General features: G+C 71.0%; 14 protein-coding genes. 8 read left to right on the top strand and 6 right to left on the bottom strand.

The window, feature by feature from the left end; translation table 11 throughout:
• Position 1 precedes the first annotated feature (1 nt).
• The 3 genes from PSH03_RS30940 to PSH03_RS30930 form a co-directional block, all read right to left on the bottom strand.
• Positions 2–985, bottom strand: a complete 984-nt coding sequence (locus tag PSH03_RS30940) for an expansin EXLX1 family cellulose-binding protein (RefSeq protein ID WP_238691191.1) — start codon at positions 983–985, stop codon at positions 2–4.
• A 111-nt stretch (positions 986–1096) separates the two neighbouring features.
• Positions 1097–1915 carry an MOSC domain-containing protein gene (locus PSH03_RS30935; RefSeq protein ID WP_238691190.1) on the bottom strand — a complete coding sequence of 273 codons (819 nt, stop codon included), beginning with the start codon at positions 1913–1915 and terminating at the stop codon, positions 1097–1099.
• Positions 1916–1919: 4 nt separating this feature from the next.
• Positions 1920–2753 carry an O-methyltransferase gene (locus tag PSH03_RS30930; protein WP_210780973.1) on the bottom strand — a complete coding sequence of 278 codons (834 nt, stop codon included), beginning with the start codon at positions 2751–2753 and terminating at the stop codon, positions 1920–1922.
• Positions 2754–2854: 101 nt separating this feature from the next.
• Here PSH03_RS30930 and PSH03_RS30925 point away from each other — a divergent pair, with 101 nt between their 5' ends.
• The 6 genes from PSH03_RS30925 to PSH03_RS32970 all read left to right on the top strand — a co-directional run bounded on the left by PSH03_RS30925 (position 2855) and on the right by PSH03_RS32970 (position 10614).
• Entirely contained in the window at positions 2855–4066 is a 1212-nt protein-coding gene (locus tag PSH03_RS30925; RefSeq protein WP_308194410.1) for an LCP family protein, read from the top strand.
• 87 nt (positions 4067–4153) lie between these two features.
• The gene (locus PSH03_RS30920) at positions 4154–5788 is read left to right on the top strand and encodes a sugar transferase (protein WP_238691189.1); all 1635 of its coding nucleotides are present in this window, start codon (positions 4154–4156) and stop codon (positions 5786–5788) included.
• Positions 5789–5878: 90 nt separating this feature from the next.
• Positions 5879–6844, top strand: coding sequence for a glycosyltransferase family 2 protein (locus PSH03_RS30915; RefSeq protein WP_210780971.1), 966 nt, complete (start codon positions 5879–5881; stop codon positions 6842–6844).
• Positions 6844–7911, top strand: coding sequence for a glycosyltransferase (locus PSH03_RS30910; RefSeq protein ID WP_210780970.1), 1068 nt, complete (start codon positions 6844–6846; stop codon positions 7909–7911). Before PSH03_RS30915 ends, PSH03_RS30910 begins: the two co-directional genes overlap by 1 nt.
• Positions 7908–9269 carry a lipopolysaccharide biosynthesis protein gene (locus tag PSH03_RS30905; protein WP_210780969.1) on the top strand — a complete coding sequence of 454 codons (1362 nt, stop codon included), beginning with the start codon at positions 7908–7910 and terminating at the stop codon, positions 9267–9269. Before PSH03_RS30910 ends, PSH03_RS30905 begins: the two co-directional genes overlap by 4 nt.
• A gap of 1 nt (position 9270) precedes the next feature.
• Positions 9271–10614, top strand: a complete 1344-nt coding sequence (locus PSH03_RS32970) for an O-antigen ligase family protein (protein WP_238691188.1) — start codon at positions 9271–9273, stop codon at positions 10612–10614.
• On the opposite strand, the gene PSH03_RS30895 is transcribed toward PSH03_RS32970, so the two are convergent.
• Positions 10615–12753, bottom strand: a complete 2139-nt coding sequence (locus tag PSH03_RS30895) for a sialate O-acetylesterase (RefSeq protein WP_210780967.1) — start codon at positions 12751–12753, stop codon at positions 10615–10617. It abuts the gene before it with no gap.
• A 181-nt stretch (positions 12754–12934) separates the two neighbouring features.
• Here PSH03_RS30895 and PSH03_RS30890 point away from each other — a divergent pair, with 181 nt between their 5' ends.
• Positions 12935–13963, top strand: coding sequence for an acyltransferase family protein (locus PSH03_RS30890; RefSeq protein ID WP_238691187.1), 1029 nt, complete (start codon positions 12935–12937; stop codon positions 13961–13963).
• Here PSH03_RS30890 and PSH03_RS30885 read toward each other — a convergent pair.
• Both PSH03_RS30885 and PSH03_RS30880 read right to left on the bottom strand, forming a co-directional pair.
• Positions 13960–15939, bottom strand: coding sequence for a trypsin-like peptidase domain-containing protein (locus PSH03_RS30885; RefSeq protein ID WP_238691186.1), 1980 nt, complete (start codon positions 15937–15939; stop codon positions 13960–13962). The two genes, PSH03_RS30890 and PSH03_RS30885, sit on opposite strands and share 4 nt — an antisense overlap.
• Positions 15940–16029: 90 nt before the next feature.
• On the bottom strand, positions 16030–17640 hold the full coding sequence (locus tag PSH03_RS30880; RefSeq protein WP_238691185.1) for a DUF6541 family protein: 1611 nt from the start codon (positions 17638–17640) through the stop codon (positions 16030–16032).
• 132 nt (positions 17641–17772) lie between these two features.
• On the opposite strand from PSH03_RS30880, the gene PSH03_RS30875 reads away from it, so the two are divergent.
• A complete protein-coding gene (locus tag PSH03_RS30875) occupies positions 17773–18624 on the top strand; it encodes a MurR/RpiR family transcriptional regulator (protein ID WP_112582219.1) in 852 nt (283 codons plus the stop codon).
• The last annotated feature ends 17 nt before the right edge of the window (positions 18625–18641 follow it).

The following is an 18641-nucleotide window of genomic DNA, read 5'->3' as shown; positions in this document are numbered from 1 at the left end:
GTCAGCCCTCGCACCAGCGGGCGTTGGCGCGGGCCGAGCTGGTGGTCGGCGCGTCGGTGGCCGGAGCGCTCGTCCTCGCCACCTCGACCGAGCGACGGGTCGGCGTCGGCGTGACGGCGGGTCGGCTGCTCGACGGTCGGGCCGACGCGGACGGACGACGTGTGGCGGCTCCGGGTGCGTACATCCGGACCGTGCTGTTCTGCACCTGGCCCGGCGCCATCCGGATGCCCCCGACGGTGACCCGGTTGCCGTACACGTCGGTGACCCGGACGTTGAACGGGCCCGGCCCGGCGCCGGAGGCGATCAGCCAGTAGTTGTAGTCCTGCCGGGCGGCCGACTGCCAGGGGTCGCTGTCACGCTGCCGGACCTCGACGGACCGCAGCGGGTTGCCGTGGTTGCCGACGCGGACGGCGAACCACCACTGCGACGCGCCCTCCTTGATCCGGAAGGTGAGTGGTCCGGGCAGCGGCGGGTTGACCACCGCGCGGTAGGTGACCGGAACGAGGCCCTGGACCGGGTCGGCGATCCGGGCGAACGCCTCGCGGGACAGGTCGAGGTGGCCGGGCTCGCACTCCGGGCACTGGTCCATGATGAGCACCCGGACGCTGCCCTTGGGGCCGACGACGTCGAGGAATCCGCCGCAGGCGGCACCGGCGGAGTATTCCGTCGGGCCGAGCGCGACGTAGAGCCGGTTGGCGGGGGCAGCCGGGTTCGAGCAGTTGCCGCCGGCGCCCTTGGAGTCGTAGAAGGTGGCCTTGCCGGTGTGCGTGGCGTTGCCGGTGGGTGGCGCGGCGGCCAGCGTCCGGCCGGCGGCGCAGGCCGGGGTGGAGCCGGAGCGCAGGGTGAGGGTGAGTCCGAGCGTCGCCGCGAGGACTGTGACGCCGGTGGCGACCAGCCAGGGTTTCGCGCCGGACGACGGCGCGGGCCGGTCCTCTGGAGGATGGTCCAGGTCGATGTTGATGTCGACAGCGCTTCCGTCCGTCACGACGGCGATGCTGCCGGACCCGGTCGGGTGCCGACAAGCGGGCTAAGCCAAAGCTAAGACAGCATCGACGGACGGTGACCGTGGGGTGCCGATTGCTGGTCGGCGGCCCGGTCAGGGCGCGACGACGATCGGGGCGTGCACCGCCAGCGGTCCGCTGTCGAGTGGCACCAGGTTCAGTCCGAAGAGGAGTTTCTGCTTGACGTTGCGGTGCCGCCCGAGGGTGCGCAGCGGCTCCTTGGTGCGTACCCCGGTCTCCTGGTCGGTGGTGGTCACCACGCAGCGGTCGCACGGCCCGGCGGCCTGGAAATTCCGGTCGCCGATGCGCAGCCGCCGACCCACCCAGTCGTCCTCGACCCAGGCCGGCGCACCGTCGACGACCAGGTTGGGTCGGAAGCGGGTCATCGGCACCGGTTCCTCGCCCGCCTCGGCCAGCCAGTCGTTGAGGGCGTCGAGGGAGGCGGCGTTCGCCAGCAGCACCGGGTAGGCGTCGGCGAAACTGACCTGGTCACCGGTGTCGTGTTCGCGGGTCCCGGCGGCCAGGTGGCGGGTCGGCTGGGCCAGCCAGACCAGTCGGACCGGTCGGCCGAGCAGGACGCCGAGCCAGTCGTCGGCCGCCTGACCGGCCGGCAGCGCGGGGACCGGGAAGGTGCGGCTGCGGAAGGTACGGACCGCGACCGGTTCGCCGCCGGCCGGCTCGGGCACGTCGAGGTCGGGTTGCCCGTCGGCGCGCAGCGACAGACCCCCGGGGCGCACGGCGGCGCGCAGGGTGACGAGCCGGGTCGTGTCCCGCTGGGTGACGCCGACGCCGTCGGCGTCCACGACCATCCAACGCCGGTCGCCGGCCAGGCCCCACTGGTGCACGAACGCGCCGTCGTGGTCGAGCCGGTGACAGCCCTTGATGGGGTACGTGTGAATCGAGGTCAGCCGCACCCGGCTACCATGCCACGCCGATCCCGTCGCCCGGGTACCAGTGGTTGGCCGGGCTCTCCCGGTAGGCGAGGAACCGCCGGCCGGTGCGTTCGGCGTGCTCGGCGAGCACGTTGGTGCTGGTGACGTTGTCGGTGAGCAGGATCGCGCCGGGGGCGAGCTTCGGCTCCACGGCGTCGAACTCACGCTTCTCGTGGGCGCGGCTGTGGTCGCTGTCGTGCAGGAACAGGTCGACCGGGCGGTCCAGTGCGCCGATCGAGGCGATCGAGTCGCCGATCACCAGGTCGACGACCTCCGACCATGGCGCGACCCGGGCGAGGTAGCCGGCCTCGGGGTTGATGTCCAGGGAGGTGACCCGGCCCGGGTGTCCCTCCTGGGCGTTGCGCAGCAGGGCGGATGCCAGGACGACGCTGCCGAGTCCCTTGTCGACACCGGTCTCGACGACGTGGGTGGGGCGGGTGGCACGGACGATGGCGTACCAGCCGATCCGCCGGGCGTAGCGGATCTCCTTGTCGGCGAGGCCGCGCCGGTCGGAGGCGGCGATCGCCGCCAGGAGGTGCTGGCGCAGGCTGTCGTCCGACTCGATCTCACCGAGGTACGCCCGTACCTGTTTGACCGGGATGTCGCAGACGACGCTGACGAACCAGGAGAGGTGGTTGCGGCTCAACGAGGTGAGGTCGTACGTGTAGTTGTGGTGCTCGCGGGAGGTCAGCAGCCAGCGCGCCGAGCGGCGCAGCACCTTCGCGTCGTGCCGTGCGATCGTGCGAAGCCTCTTGGGAAAGGCGGCAATCGGGGCGAGTGGGGTACGCGCGACGGCCCGTCGGAGCTTGATTCGATCCACGGGTGCCGTTGTAGCAGGGTTCGGGCGGCAGCGGGAGGGTCCTCGCGAAAGCCGATGGTCACGGTGTTTCCGCCCTCATGCCGGGGCAGCAGAATAGGGCCTTGAAAGCGCTCCCGGGCCGGCGTTACCGGCAGTCCGTCCGAACGCAGGGGCGGGTTCGCCACGCCGGTCGGCAGGCATGCGATACCCGAAAGGACGAGGGTGCACGTCAGGCGCACGCAATCAGTAGCATCGCCGGCATGTCTGGTGCTCAGCGGTACACCGATGCCGACACCGAGTTCGTCGATCCACATTCAGTCGATCCGCACGAGGATGTCCCGGCCGGGGGCAAGCGGCGACGTCGTGGCCCTCGCTGGCGTCGCGTCCTCGTCATCTGCCTGGTAGTCGCAGCGATCCTGGGCGGCGGCAGCATGATCGGTGGTGCCCTCTATCTCCGCTCGGTCGAGAAGGACATCGACCGGGTGGACGCCTTCGCCGACGTGCCCGAGGAGGGGCGTCCGCAGGCGGTGGCAAACGGTGCGATGAACATCCTGATCCTGGGAAGCGATTCCCGCGACCCGGAGAGCACGGGCGGCTCGCGCACGGACACCATCATCGTCGCGCACATCCCGAAGGACCGGGCCAGCGCGCAACTCGTCTCGATCCCTCGGGACACCTGGGTGAACGTGCCGAAGGCCAAGAACGGTCAGAACGGCGGCCGCGATGCGAAGATCAACGCAGCGTACGCCTGGGGTGGCATTCCGCTGATGGTGCAAACAGTCGAATCGTTCACCACGGTGCGAATCGACCACGTCATGATTGTCGACTTCGCCGGCTTCAAGGAAATCATCGACGCCCTGGACGGCGTCGACATCAACGCGGAGAAGTCGTTCACGTCGATCCACCCGCCGTTCCGCAAGTTCGAGCAGGGCATGCAGCGGATGGACGGTGAGACGGCCCTGGACTACTCCCGCCAGCGCAAACAGTTCGCCGACGGCGACTTCGCCCGCATCCGTCACCAACAGCAGGTCATCAAGGCCATCCTCGACAAGGCCGTGTCCGGCGGCATCGTCACCAACCCCGGGCGGCTCAACTCCTTCGTCAAGGCGACCTCGAGCGCAGTGTCGGTGGACGAGAAGATGTCGCTCGTCAGTATGGCGACAGACCTGCGGGGCCTCCGCGGCCGTAATCTCACCTTCGTCACCAGCCCGACGAAGGGCACCGGTCGAGTGGGCAGCGAGAGCGTCGTCTTCGCGAACACCGAGAAGGCAAAGACCTTCTACGATGCCGTGCGCCGGGACTCCGTCGACGAGATTCTCGCCAGCGCCAAGTAACACCCGGGCCGGTGGCTGTTACCGGCCGCTGCCTTGTCTCGAGTTACGGACCGGCCAGGTCAGCCGGCCCTCACGGGGAGGTCCACCATGTCCAATCAGCCCGCCATGTGGCATCGACCTGTACCGGTCGATGACCGCGACGGCAATGCCACCGATGCCCCGGGCGACGGTGAGGGGGACGACGAGGGGAGCCGCGGCGGGAGTCGCCCTCCCGCCTACCAATTCCCCGGTTACCAGCCTGCCGGCTACCAGACTTCCGGTTACCAGACCCCGGCCGTCCCGTCGCCCGCCGACCGGCGCTCGACCCCGCCAGCACCGGCACCTGCGCCTGCGCCTGCAGAGCACGAGCCTCGCGCCGGCCTGGACACGACCGCTGTCCTGCCGTACGCCGGCTCGCGCGCCTCGACCCGGACCCGGTGGCTGCGGGCCTGGATGATGACCGCGCCGGTCGACGTCCTGGCACTGCTCACGCCCCTGCTTGTCACTCAGCAGTACTGGCGCGGCACCCTGGCCATGACGGTCCTGACCGTCATCATCTTTGCCAGCGGCGGCCTCTACCGGGCGCGACGGCACGTGAGCTTCCTCGACGAGGTGCCGAGCCTCTGCGGGCGCCTGCTGGCCGCGGCGTCCGCTGTGGCCATCGTCGCGGCGATGCGTCACGAATCCGCCGAGTACGTCTTCAGCTTCACCCGCGGTGTCGCCGCGTCGGCGGGGCTGGTCATCCTCGGGCGGGCTGTCACCCGCGAATTCGCCATCGTCGCCCGCAAGCGCCGGTGGGTCGAGCACAACACCATCATCGTCGGCAGTGGCCCCACCGCAGTGGAACTCGCCCGGCTCCTGCGCCGCTACCCCCAGTACGGCCTGCGCTTCGTGGGTTGTGTCGACACCCCGGACGGCCCGTCGGCGCTGCCGCTGATCGGATCCCTCGACGACCTCGACAGTCTCGTACGGCTGCGCGAGTGCGACGTGGTGATCGTCGCGGACGCGAGCTGCTCCGAGACCTCACTCATGGAGATCCTGGCCCGGCCTCGGACGGCGGAGTGCGACCTGTGGGCTGCCACCCCCCTCTGGGGGTCCCGTTCGCACGGCGACCACATCGGCGCGGTTCCGGTCGTCAGCATCGGCGACATCACCCTCTCCGGCCCACAGTCCGCGCTCAAGCGCGCGTCGGACATCGCGTTCGCCTCGGTGGCGCTGCTCCTGCTGAGCCCGGTGCTCCTCATCTGCGCGGTCGCCACGCTCATCGACGGTGGCCCCGGCATCTTCTTCTACCAGGAGCGCATCGGTCGGCACGGCCGACCTTTCAACATCATCAAGTTCCGGTCCATGCGCCCCGTCGACGAGCACGAGTCGCAGACCAACTGGTCCATCGCCAACGACCGGCGGGTGGGGCCGATCGGTCGGATCATGCGCAGGACCTCCCTCGACGAGCTTCCGCAGCTCTGGAACATCCTCCGTGGCGACATGAGCGTGGTCGGCCCCCGACCCGAGCGTCCCTACTTCGTCGAGAAGTTCTCGGCCGAATACCCCCAGTACGCGATGCGCCACCGCGTCCCGGTCGGGCTCACCGGCTTGGCGCAGGTCAGCGGGTTGCGCGGCGACACCCCGATTTCCGACCGGGCCCGCTTCGACAACTTCTACATCGAGAACTGGTCCCTCTGGCTCGACGTCAAGGTGGTGCTCCGTACGGTGACCGAGGTGTTCCGCGCCGGCGGCCGCTGATCCGCCCACGCACCGGCACTCCGCCGGGTACGGCCACGGCCGTACCCGGCGGCGGTGTGCCGGGCGTACCCCCAACGCATGGAGAACGCAATGCCGAACGTATCCGTCGTGATCCCCACCACGGGCCGCCCCAGCATCGCCGACGCGGTGCTCTCCGCCCGATCCCAGCAGGGCGCATCCGTACACATCGTGGTCGTCTGTGACACCCCGGAGGTGCCGCAGACGGTGCGGAACCTGGGACAGCACATCGACCGGGTGGTCTGCACCGGCGGCGGCCGACGCGGGTCGTACGCCCGCAACCTCGGCGTCACCCACGCCATCCCGGGCAGCCACGTCGCGTTCCTCGACGACGACGACACCTGGCTGCCGACCAAGCTGGCGGCACAGGTGCCCGCGCTCGAGCGGGTCGCGGCGGCCGGGTTCCGCCCCGTCGTGTCATCCCGGATCCTGCAACGCAAGGACGGCGCCGAGCCGCTGCCGACACCGGCCCCCGCCGAGGTGATCCCCGACGGCATGCTGCCGGAGGACTACCTGTTCCGCCGCCGTCACCTCGGCATCGGTCGGCAGTCGCTGCCCACGTCGACGCTCCTGACCACGTACGAGTTGGCGACCGAGTGCCGCTGGGACGAGACCCTCCCCCGGCACCAGGACTGGGACTGGTTGGTCCGGGTCGCCCGGCTGCCCCGGGTGAAGATCGTCCAGGTGGAGGAGGCGACGGCCGTCTACACGGTGGGCAGCCCCGGGTCGATCTCGGCCGGCGCGGACTGGCGTACCTCGTGGCACTGGGCCCAGCGCTGGGAGGGAGTGTGGGCACCGGGTACCTTCTCGGACTTCATCGCGGCCCAGACCCTCCGCTACGCTCTGCAGGCCCGAGACCGGGAGGGCGTGCGGGAGATGGTGCGGGCGATCCGCCGCAACTCACCTCCGTCCGCCCGGAACGCGGTGCTGGCGGCGCTCGGGCTGGTACCCCGGTCGACCCTGGAACGGGTCGCCATGCGCAAGTCGAAGGCCCCCAGCAGCCCCACTCGACCGCTTGAGACCGAACGGCCACACTGATGCGTCTGCACTTCGTACTGCCGCAGCTCGAACCGCTCTACGGCATGGAACTGGCGGCGGCGCTGCTGATCCGTGGCCTCCAGGCCCGGGGCGTCGAGGTCTCGGCAACCGTCGTCTCCCGGGGGGTTCCCGCCGAACTGGCCGACCTGGCCGTCGACACCCTGGGCCTCGGTTCCCGGATCACCCGGTTGATGGAGTCTGTCCCGCCGCTGCGGCGGCGCCTGCAGAACCTGGCACCGGACGTCCAGATCGTGGCCAGCGGTCTGTGGGGCAGCGTGCCCGTCGGTGCCGCTCTCGCCGGGTCCGGCCGCAGCTACGTCGCCTGGGAGCACTCCCTGCTGCCGGAACGTCTGCGGATCGACCGACGGGTGCGCACGCTCGCCCGGTTCTCGCGGCTCAAAGGTCTGCGTCCACGGCTCGTCGTCGCCGTCTCCAACGGTGTCGCCCGCACGGTCCAGCAGTTGGCGCCGGGGCAGCCGGTGGTCACCATCACCAACCCGATGCCACCTCGGCCCTTCGTCGCACCGCGCGAGGTGGTGGACCACCGGCGGATCAACCTCCTCACCACGGCCGCCTTCCGCCCGTACAAGAACCACTCCTGCGCCATCTCCGCGCTGGCCCTGCTGCCGGAGGCGTACCACCTCACGCTCGCCGGCGACGGCGAGGAGCGGGATCTGCTGCACGCGAAGGCCCAGGAACTGGGTGTGCAACACCGGACCTCGTTCCTCGGACGGGTGCCGGGTGTCGCCCAGCTACTTGCCGAAGCGGATCTCCTGGTCCACCCGTCTCGTGCGGAGACCTTCGGGTTCAGCCTGGTCGAGGCCGCCGAGGCGGGCCTGCCGGTGGCGGCCCTCCCGGTGCCCGCGCTGGACGAGATGATCCCGACCTTCGTGCCTGGCGCGTTGGCGGCGGACACGTCGCCGGCCGCCCTCGCGGACGCGGTGCTCCGGCTGACCGGTGCCCAGCGGCCGACACTGGCCGACTTCGAGAAGTCCTGGCACGCCCGCTGCGCGGCACTGGATCCCGCCGAGGTCGGCCGCCAGTGGGTGGAGGCGTTGAACCGGTGAGTACGCCCTCCGGCGCGGTCGGCTCCGTAGAGCCGACCGCACCGCGGCCACGGTCGCATCGGCGTCCCCCGAGCGGACGCGACACCTTCCTGAAGCGGTCCGGGAAGTTCTTCACCGGCACACTGCTACGGACCCTCGCGCAGGGCGTGCTCTTCGTCCTGCTGGCCCGAGAGATGTCGATCGACACCTACGGGCTCTTCGTCGGCGTCACCGCCCTCGTCGCCGTGGTCTCCCCGTTCGCGTCCGCCGGCGCACCGAGTCTGATCTTCCAAAGCTACGCCGAGGCCCCCGGCGAGTGGGCCCGCCACCTCACGCGGGGCCTGGTCCTGACCGTCGTCTTCGGTGTGGGCGCGACCGTGGTGGTGAGCGCGGCCGGGGTGGCGATCTGGGGTAGCGAGATCGGTGCTGTCGACATGCTCTGCCTCGCTGCCGCCGACCTGGTGGCCTGGCGGCTCATCGAGGCCGTGGCCGCGTCGGTGCAGGCCCGGGGCAAGGTCTTCGTCGCGTCGGTCATCCCCGCCCTACTGCACGTGTTCCGGCTGGTCGGCGCACTGGTCCTCGCCGCGGCGGACGAGCCGATCTCCCTTCGGAACTGGGCTCTCACCGCGCTGGCGGTCTCCGTCGTGGTCTGCCTGCTGACTACCTGGTACGGATTGCGCGGCGGCGGAGGCGGTTCCTGGTCCGTCGGGCCGGCGCTCAACCAGGCCCGCAGCGGACTGCTGTTCGCCGTCGGCCTCTCCGCCCAGACGGTCTACAACGACATCGACAAGGTCATGCTGTCCCGGATCGGCACCACCGAGGCTGCGGCGATCTACGCGGCGGCCTACCGGGTGGTGGACTTCGCGTACACGCCGGCCCGGTCGATGTCGGCGGTCGCCTACCCCCGCTTCTTCGAGGTCGGCCGCGAGGGACCCCGGGCGGCGCTCGGGCTCGCCCGTCGCCTTCTGCCTCGCTTCCTGATGTTCAGCGTGCCGAGCAGCCTGCTGCTGGTCGCGATGGCCTGGACCATGCCGCTGATCTTCGGACCGGAGTACGAGGCGGCGACCCTGGCGCTGCAGGGCCTCAGCGCGATCCTGGTGCTGAAGTCGATCCACTACCTGGCCGCGGACGCCCTCTCTGGAAGCCGACTCCAGGGCCGTCGTACGGTGTGCCAGATCGCGGTGGGCGTCGTCAACGCGGGGCTCAACGTGTGGCTCATCCCCGCTTACGGATGGCAGGGCGCGGTCGTGTCGAGCCTCCTGTGCGACGCTCTGCTCGGCATGCTGCTGTGGGGGTGCCTCGTCATCGCCCTGCGGCGACACCCGCACCGCGATGCCGTCGTCGAACCGGCAGCGGTACCTGACCGAGAAAGGGTCTGACGTGACCACCATCTTCGGTGTCCTACTGACCGTCGGTGGCGTAGCGGTGGCTCTGTGGTTGATCCGAACACGGCGGTCCGTCGCCACCGCATTCGGCGACCCCGCATCGGCGGTCGCCCTGGTCGGATTCGCGGTGCTCACCAACGCGGCCCCGGCGCTCGCCGGCAGCCACAGCTCGATGCTGATCGGCGTGCTGGTGGTCGCCCTGCTGGGCTGGCTGGTGCTCTCTGGCCGTGGTGTCCTCCGCGGCCCGTCCGACCTGTGGCTCCGGATCTCGCTGGCGATGGCCGGCGGCCTGCTCGTCTGGTGCGCCTTCATCGACGTCGTCACCGGCACCGGGATCTACGGGTCGCGGTTGCCGGCGTACGGGGCAGCCGGGCTCCTGCTGATCGCCCTCTGGATGATGGCCGCCCGCACCACCGTCAGCGTGCGGGCGATGGCCTACACCGGGCTGGCGGTCCTGGCGCTGCTGACCATTCCGACCGCTGTGTACGGGCAGGCGTGGCGGGCGTGCACCGGCGGGAAGCTGGAGAAGTGCTCTCTGGCCGGTGCGCTGTTCAAGAGCTTCTACAACTCCGAGAACTACGCGGCGATGCTGGCGTCGTTCACCCTGGTCGCCGCGTTCTGCGCGATGCGCCGCGTCGAACTGGTGGCGACGGCGTCGTTCTGCCTGCTGGTGATCGTCGCCACCGGCTCCCGCACCAGCTACCTGGCTGTCGGCGCGGTAGCCGTCTGGATGCTGGGCGCACTGCTCGTGCAGCGTCTGCGACCGAGCCCGCGGATCCCCTTCGCGCTCTGCGTGGCGCTCGTCGTCGGCGCACTGACAGCCGCCACATATTTGATGTGGAGCGCGTCGAAGACCACGCTGAGCAACCGCGGCAACATCTGGGTTGCCGCCCGCGAGTACCTCAGCGGCCGGGAGGCCGTCGGCGTGGGCGTCTCGAAGTGGTACTACCTGCAGGACATCGAGAAGGCACCGACCCACTTCTTCCACTCCGGGTACGTTCTGGTCATCTTCTCCGGCGGGCTGATCGCGCTGACCCTGTTCGGTCTGTGGATGGCCACCCTGCTGCACCGCAGTGTCGAGGACGGGCACGCCTTCACCGCCAAGGCACCGGTGGTGCTCCTCGTCGTCTACTCGTTCACCGAGGTCGTCTGGAACCCGCTGTCGGTGGACGGGCTGACCTGGATCGTCGTGCTGCTGGCCCTCACCGTGTCGGCGTCCGCCGCCCCGGCCCGCACCCCGGCACCGGGACCGGTGGATTTGGCGGACCGTCCAGTTCGGTTCGCCACCCTCAAAAGGTTGACGGGACGGCACGACGCCGCCGCCGTCGCGCCGTGGTGACTAGGCGGCACCGATCGGCAGGCCCTTGAAGGCCAGCAGACCGACCCCGGTGGCGTTGACGCACCAGGGCCCGGCGTCGCCCCGGTAACTCAGCCCGGTTGCGCCGTCGGCCGGGCCGGACAGGCTCAGCACGAGCCGCCCGCCCTCGCGGTACTCGACGCCGGTGACGGTGGCGGTGCTGCCGTCGATCGTGAAGTCGGTGCCCGCGCCAGCCCGGACGGTCAGCGGGTCAACGCTACGGAGCTGAACCACCACCTGGGTACGCCGAGCGTCGGTGAAGGCGGCCGACCGAGGGTTCGGGGCAGACACGCCCCCGCCGGGGCCGCGGTGGATGTCGCGGGCCAACACGGCGAACGCCTGATCGCCCAACTCGCGGTAGCCCTCTTCCCAGGCGAAGTGGCACGCCTCCCGGCCGGTCAGAGCGCTGGTGGACAGCAGCGTCACCTTGAGAGTGTCGGCCATCCGCCGTTGCGCCTCACGCAGCGGGCCGGCGGAGGTGTTTCCGCACGGTGAGCTGCCGACCTGGACGACGTAGTATCGGGTGCCTCCGTCGACTCGGAAGCCCACCTCCCGGCGCCAGTCGGTCAACAGCGCGGTGAACCCGGCGACATGCCCGGTGGCGTCGTTGTTGTCGGCCTCGCCCTGGTACCAGAACACCGCCCGGACCTCGCCGATGACGTTGGCGGCGGTGAGTCGTTGCCGCAAGCGGCCGTAGTTGGTGCGCAGGTCACCGGGGTTGCCGTCGTTGCGTTGGAAGAACGACACGACCTTGCTGTTTTCCGCGCCGTTGATCACGGCTACCGGCACCTGGTAGGTGTCCATGAGTCGGTGGGCCGCGCGAATCCCCCACTGGCCGACGGAGCCGGGCTGCCGGACCGTACCCGAGACGGCGTAGTTCCAGGTACGGTCCGCGCCGGAGAGGACCCGGTCCCCGGTCGTCGAGCCGAAACTGCGGACGTACGGGGACTCCTCGCCGATCGACGATCCCCGGTAACTGGCCGCCACCGCGTTGGACTGGCCCTGGATGACGTACACGTCACCGGACACCACGCCCTCCCACAGGGCGGCCCGTCGGGCAACGCCGTCGCCGAGCACGTGCAACTCGAATCGGTACTCCCGCAGCGCGGCGGTGATCCGCTGCCGGAACGCGAAGTCCCCGCCGGCCCCGACGGGCACCGTCTCGTCCCAGGCGTCAGCCCCGCTGACGACCTTGAGGCGTACGGCCTTGACCCGTGGGTCGGTCGCCTTGCCGGCCACCGGCACGACCGCGCCGCCGGCCGCGTCCCGGGGGTACAACTGCCGATCCCGAGGGTGTTGGCCGACGGTGAGGACCGAGGCGCGGGCGTAGACCGTCAGCCGACGCTGGGTGTACGTGCCGGCGTTACCGGCGGCCGTCCAGTCGGGCTGACCGGTGGGGGCGGTCCCGATGCCCACCGACAGCGGCTGGACGTCCGAGGTGAAGCCATTGACCGCGAGAACCGTCTGCGGAGCCGCCGTGGCCGGGCGGGTGGCCGCGATCGTGTGGACCTGGAAAGAGCCGTACCCGATCGACGAGTAAACGTCGTCGTCGGCGTCGAACCGGTCGGCGGCGGCACCGGGGACCTGGCCGGAGTTGACCGGCCCGTACTTGTTCGGCCACATCTCCAGATAGCCGGTGAGACCGGTGCCGGTGGCCAGGCCCGGCGCGTTGGTGGCGACCTCCAGATCGGCGATCCGTTGCCGGACGATCTGACCGGCCCGGGTCGGTGGGCCGAGGCGTCGGGCGTCGGTCGTGAACGGCGACATGGCGGTCCACACCCACTGCGTACCGGTGGGGCTGGTCAACTCCAGGCAGTAGCCGATCCGGTCGAACCCGCGGGCCACAGTGCCGGCCCTGTCGAACGAGAGGGCAAGCGGCCTCTTGGGGTCGTTCCGCTCGGGCAGGTCGAGGGCGCTGACCGGGGTGAAGCCGGCCATACCGTGCGCGTTGGCGGCACAGGTGGTGCCGTCTATCGGCGCGACGGGCGGCGGGGTGTCCACGTCGGCGGCCGACCAGGCCGCGTCCGGTGCGCCGGTCCTCGACGGCGACCAGCCGAGCAGGGGGACGGCCGCCAGGAGCAGGACGACCACCCCGAAGCCGATCCAGGCCGGTCGGGGCACCGATCGGAGGCGGGCCCACGGAGGGTGGGGACGAGACACCCGGGAAACCTCCACAGTGTGGGCAGCGTGTCGTGCCCAGATTAGGCGATGCGCCATACCCGACGACGCCGGCACGACCTCCGGCCGAACCGGTGCCGATCCGGGGCGTAGGTCGGCCCCGCTGTCTGAAATGATGCCCGCCATGGCCGCAACGAGCACGACAACGGCGGCGGGTAACCGCTCCGCCGGTGTCGACCTCCTCCGGATTGTCGGAATCGCCGCGGTTGTCGCGGGCCACGTCTGGAGCGACAGCCTGACCCGCGCGTCCATCTACACCTGGCACGTGCCCGTGTTCTTCGTCCTGACCGGCTACTTCTGGTCGCCCGGTCGACCGCTCGGCGGGGAGTTGCGCAAGCGGTGGACGACCCTGGGCGTGCCCTACGTGGTGTGGTTCCTCATCCTGGTAGCGGCACTGCTCGCAGCGGACGCCGCGACAGGCCAGGTCGCACCGGGCACCATCGGTGACGCGCTCTACGGCGGCACGGCTGCGGTCCGACCGTTCTCCGCTTTCTGGTTCGTCTCGGTGCTCTTCATCGCGGCGGTCGCGTTCCGGTGGCTGGAGCGGTTCCCCGCCGCGGTGGCCTGGACGGTCGCGGTGGTCGGCCTGGTCACCGCGTACCTTGCGCCCGGCGTTGTCACCGCCGGCCCGCTCGGGCTCTTCCTGGTCCCGGCGTGCCTGGTCTTCGTGCTGGCGGGGCGGTTGCTGCGGCGACTCCGTCCGCGCCTTCCAGCCAGCGCCGGTGCGGCGTCACTCTCGATCGGCGTCGGCTTCGTGCTGCTCGGCCTCAACCGGGACCTGGACCTCAAGGCCGGCGACTTCGGCTCCCCGGTGCTGGGGGTGCTGACCGCGATCCTGATCAGCGTCGGCCTCATCCGGCTCGCGGAGGAACTCGACCTGCGCATCGGCGCGCGGGCGTCGGGGGTGATCAGTCGACTGGCCGGTTGCGGCATCGCCGTCGTGCTCAGTCACGCAGGCATCCTGTGGGTGCTGAAGACGCCCAGGTCCGGTGGGGTGGTCGACCTGGGCGCCGCTCTCGTGGTCCCCTGGGCGTTCGCGTGGATCGTCATCAGCACGCCGCTGGGGCCGTGGTTGACCGGCACCCGGATCGGCGGGTCCGCGCGGGCCGCCAGCGGCGTCGCTTCTCGGCCAGGCGCCGCGCAGACGCACTAGAAACGGCTGTTGCGCCGCCGCGCCAGGAGCATCGCCACCGCCACCACGATGGCCACCGCGAGCGCGCCTCCGGCTGCGGCGATCACCGGCACGGCCCAGCTCGACCCGCCTGAATCGCCGGACCCCCGGCTGTCGACGGCCGCCTGTCGATACGACTGGGCCAGCAGGTTGGTCGGGGAGTTCCGCGCGGCCTCGTCGAATCGGGCGATGGCTGTCGACTCGTCTCCGGCGAAGTACGCGTCGAGGCCGCTGCGGTACTGGTTGTCGGCCTTGCCGAGCGCGTTCGTGACGCCGGCAGCTTGGAGTAGGGCGGTCATGGCGGAGACCGGCACGACGAGGCGGTTCGCCTTGTCGGGCCGCAGAACGTCGTTGTCCAGCATGCCGACCACCCGGCCGCTCGGGTCGATGGCGATCCCGCCTCGTGAATAGAGCCCGAGATCCTCATTGATCCGGTACGGGTTCAGCGGAGTCGAGGAGTCGATCCCGGTCACTGTCACCGTCTTCGACACCACCGTGTAGGTGGCGGCGCGGAAGCTGGTGTCGGTGGTGCCATAGCCCAGCACGAGCAGTGACGTATCGGGGCTGACGCTGGCCGACGTGTTCAGCTCCGACGTGGGCAGGTTCTTCTGCTCCAGCTTGATCAGGGCGACGTTCCCCGCCTCGATCGGGAGGGCCCGGACGACGGTGCCGGCAATCGCCGGGCTGTCCGTCACCTCGCCCTTGGCGATGTTGAGCTGCCCGTACAGCCGGGTCTCCGGCTGATCGCCGGCATTCGCGCCGGTCAGGACCGAGGTGCTCAACCGGCTGCGGGTGTAGGTGCTGATGTCCTTGGCTTGCAGGCTGCCCTCGGCGACGAGCCGGTTCGCCACGGCGTTCAGGGCACCCCCGACCAGGACGTCCGGGGTGGGCTGCACGCACTGGCTGTTGCTGAGGACGTACCCCTCGTGTTGAACGACCACGCCACTACAGCGCCGGCTGAAGGTCACCGGGGCCTTGTCCAGCAGGGCGCCACCGGCCTTGTTGCGGACGTACCCGGTGAACATGACCTCCACGAAGACCATTGACGGACCGGCGACGGCCAGTGCGCGCTCCTCGGGGCTGCGCAGGGCGGCCTGCGCCCAGGGCTTGAGGCCGGGGGCGAGCGGGGTCGCGGCGGGAAAGCCGCTGGAGGTGGCGGTCGGCGGGGTGTCCGGTTCGTCGGGCTCATCCGAGCTGAGGGCGTAGATGCCGGCGCCGCCACCGACCACTGCCACCAGGGCCAGCGCGGCCACACCGGCCCAGAGGCCGGTACGCCGCTTGGGCGGCGCCGAGGGCTTGATCCGTCGTACCGGGGCGGCGTACGGGTCGAACGGAGGCACGTCGGCCGGCGGGCCCGACACGGTGGCCGGCGTCGGTGCGCCATCGTGGCCGGCCGGCGAGGCGGGTGCGCTCGACACCGGCGCGGCCGAGACGGGATGGGCCGGCGGCTGGTTCGGGATCGCGGCCGACTGCACCGCCCACGGGGCATGCGGCATGTCGACGACCGGCTGCGGCGCGCCAGAGACCGGCTGCGGCACACCGGACACGGGTTGCGGCACGCCAGAGACCGGCTGCGGCACACCGGACACCGGCTGCGGCACACCGGACACCGGCTGGGGAGGGGCGGAGACGGGTCGGGGGGCGGCGGGCACCGGTTGGTACTCCACGCCGAGCGCGCGGAACAGCTTCTCCGGGGCGGGTCCGGCCTCGGCGGCGTACGCCACCCAGGGCGCGGCGGCCGAGAAGTCGGCGTACGTGATCGGGGGCCCGTCGGGCGACTGGGCGAGCGCGTTCGCGACCTCGGCGAACGCCTCCCGCCAACCGGGGGCGGCGGCAACCGTCGCGTCCAGCACGGCCACGCTCACGAACCGGCCCTGCTCGTCGATGGCGGCCCAGGCCTTGCCCACCGGTGAACCGCCCAGCAAGTGGGTGAACCTGTAGGGGCCTTCCGGCTGCATGCCAACTCCTCCGCTCGACCGCCAGGCGCATGGTACCGACCGGTGCCACAGTCAGTCGCCCGGCGGTCACCCGTCAGCTCGTCGCCGCCGTCACCTTTTGCTGATCACGACCACTGGCTCCGGTCCGGACGTGACGCGTTGCACGCGATAGTCGGCGAGCGCCGCCTGCCACACCGGCTCACTCGGGTGGGTGTACGTGCGGACCAGCCAGACCCGGGTGCCGGGCGGCCGTTTCGCGGCCCGGGCCAGAATCTCGTCGAGTACGTCCTTGATGGACTGTTTGTCGGCGGCGGCGGGTTTCGGGAGGATCACGTCGGCGCGGGTGGGCATGGTGAGGGTCCAACCGACGGTGCCGGTGACCGGCGCGACCAGCTTCAGCGGATCCTTGTCGGAGTACAGCGTGAACCCGAACCAGGCGGGCCCACTGACCACGACGAGGTCGTGTGGCCCCTTGTGCGCCGCGACGTACCGGGTCGACGATCCGATGTCGGTAATGGCCTGGTGTGCCAGCCAGACCCCGGGTTCGTTGCCGTCCGTGCGGTACCAGCGGTGGTTGACGGCGGCGAAGCTGACGAGCAGGACGGCGCAGGTGACGGCGGCCACCACGCCCGGTGGTAGCCGGGGCAGCCCGCGGCGGACCAGGGCGACGGTCAGGTCGGCCAGACCGATGATGCCGATGCCGGCCACCAGGCCCGCCACCACGATCAGGAAGTGGGACGTGCGCGGGTCGAGCAGCGGGTAGATCCCCGCGACGCCCAGCCCGATGGCCGCCACCGGCAGCAGGAGGACGGCGATCGCCGGGGCGGCGTGTCCGCGTCGGAACAGCGTGAGGACGCCGAGCACGAGGAGGACGGCGAGGATCGACACGGGTGCGCCGAGCATCGGCGACAGGGCCTTGGTCTGCCGCACGAGGTGTGCGGGCAGTTCGGAGACGCTCGGCAGGAAAGCGTCCCAGTAGTCGCGCATGGCATCGCTGTTGCCCCGGGCGGACACTCCGAAGTAGACGGCGGCGACCAGCGCGCCGGCGACCAGACCGGCGACGGTCGCCTCGACCGTCCTCGCCCACTCCCGGCGCACGGCGACGGAGACCAGCAGCCCGCCGAGTACGCAGACCGCGACGATGGCGGTGGTGTGGCTCAGCAGCATGCCCACGCCCACAGCGGCCACCACCACCGCGAGTCGTCGCCGGGACCAGGAGCGTTCCGTCCAGGTGGCCAGGGCGAGCAGGCAGACCGCCACGGCGGCGTCCGCTGTGTACTGCTTCAGGTCGTGGCGGGTCTGCTGGACCGGCAGGAGCAGGACGGCGATCCCGGTGACGACACCGATGAGGATGCCCCGAGCGCGCTCGGACGCCAGCGAGCGGCCCAGAAGGTAGGCCGCGACGACGGCCAGCAGTTGGAAACCCAGGGGTACGACCCGGAGGTGGTCGATGTCCGGGACCAGGCGGAGCAGGAAACTCCACCCGATCGGGCTCGACGAGGTCGTCACCGGCAGGTCGGCGAGGGGGAAACGGACCGACAGCGCGACCCACGCCTCGTCGCCCCAGTACTGGGCTGTCAGCCAGGACCGGATGTCGTTGACGACGAAGAAGGCCCCGAGAAGGGCGATGACCGGCAGCGTCTCCCCGACCGCCGCCCGGACGCGTCGAGGAGGCGACGGACGAGAGGCGCGAATGGGCGGGGCGTCCTCGACTGCGACCACGGCGCTCCTTCTCGACGACGCGAATCCTGCTCGCGCTGGACGCCCGCATGTTACGAGTCGCGACGGCTGAACGGGGGGCGGGGGTGACCCGAGGTGGTTGTCTATGAAAGTTTCTATGCATAGAGTCAGCTCATGAATGAAGGAGCTGTCGCAGCACCCGCTGACCGGGTGCTCGACCTGTTCCAAGGGGTGCGGCTCACCCCCACCCAGCGCCGAATCGCGCACTGTCTGGTGCAGCACGCCCCCGGCGTGGCATACCTGTCCGCCGCCGAGGTCGCCGAGCTGGCCGGCGTGAGTCAGCCGTCGGTCACCCGGTTCGCCGTCGCGCTCGGCCACGACGGCTACCCGGCGCTGCGCCGCCGGCTGCGGGACCTCACCGGCTCGACTCCGGGCGGATCGACGGACGCCGGCAACGAACTCCAGCAGGCGGTACGCGCGGAGATGGGCAACCTGGACCGACTGGCCGGTCAGCTCGCCGACCGGGACCGGATCGCCGAGACCGGGCGCCTGCTCGCCGAGAGTCGCCCACTGCCGGTGCTCGGCCTGCGCGCCGCCGCGCCGCTGGCCGCGTACTTCGCCTACTTCGCGGCGAAGGTGCACCCGGACGTACGGGTCCTCGACGACGGCGGCAGCCTGCTCACCGATCGCCTGGAGCAGGCGGCCGAGGCCGGGGCGTCCGCCGTTCTGGCCTTCGTGCTGCCCCGCTACCCCCGGGAGACCCTTGACGCGCTGCGCGACGCCCGCCACGCCGGGTTGACAGTGGTGGCGATCACCGACTCGCCGGTCAGCCCGGCCACCGAGCACGCCGACGTGGTGCTCGCCGCCGCGGTCGGCGCGCAGCTCGTCTTCGACCTGCACACCGCCCCGATGACCCTGGCCATGGTGCTGTTGCAGGCGATCTGCGACGCCACGCCGGCCGACACCCAGCGCCGACTGGAGGCGTTCGAAGCCTCCGCGGCCCGCCGACAGTTGTTCCTCGGTTGACCGGAGGAGAACCAGAG

The organism is Micromonospora salmantinae (genome assembly GCF_022230905.1).
Lineage (GTDB): Bacteria > Actinomycetota > Actinomycetes > Mycobacteriales > Micromonosporaceae > Micromonospora > Micromonospora salmantinae.
This window is presented reverse-complemented; position numbering and strand designations above follow the sequence as displayed.

Coding starts and splice junctions, on each gene's coding strand:
- PSH03_RS30920 (WP_238691189.1), top strand. CDS start 4,154: ATGTCCAATCAGCCCGCCATGTGGCATCGACCTGTACCGGTCGATGAC.
- PSH03_RS30915 (WP_210780971.1), top strand. CDS start 5,879: ATGCCGAACGTATCCGTCGTGATCCCCACCACGGGCCGCCCCAGCATC.
- PSH03_RS30910 (WP_210780970.1), top strand. CDS start 6,844: ATGCGTCTGCACTTCGTACTGCCGCAGCTCGAACCGCTCTACGGCATG.
- PSH03_RS30890 (WP_238691187.1), top strand. CDS start 12,935: ATGGCCGCAACGAGCACGACAACGGCGGCGGGTAACCGCTCCGCCGGT.
- PSH03_RS30885 (WP_238691186.1), bottom strand. CDS start 15,939: ATGCAGCCGGAAGGCCCCTACAGGTTCACCCACTTGCTGGGCGGTTCA.
- PSH03_RS30875 (WP_112582219.1), top strand. CDS start 17,773: ATGAATGAAGGAGCTGTCGCAGCACCCGCTGACCGGGTGCTCGACCTG.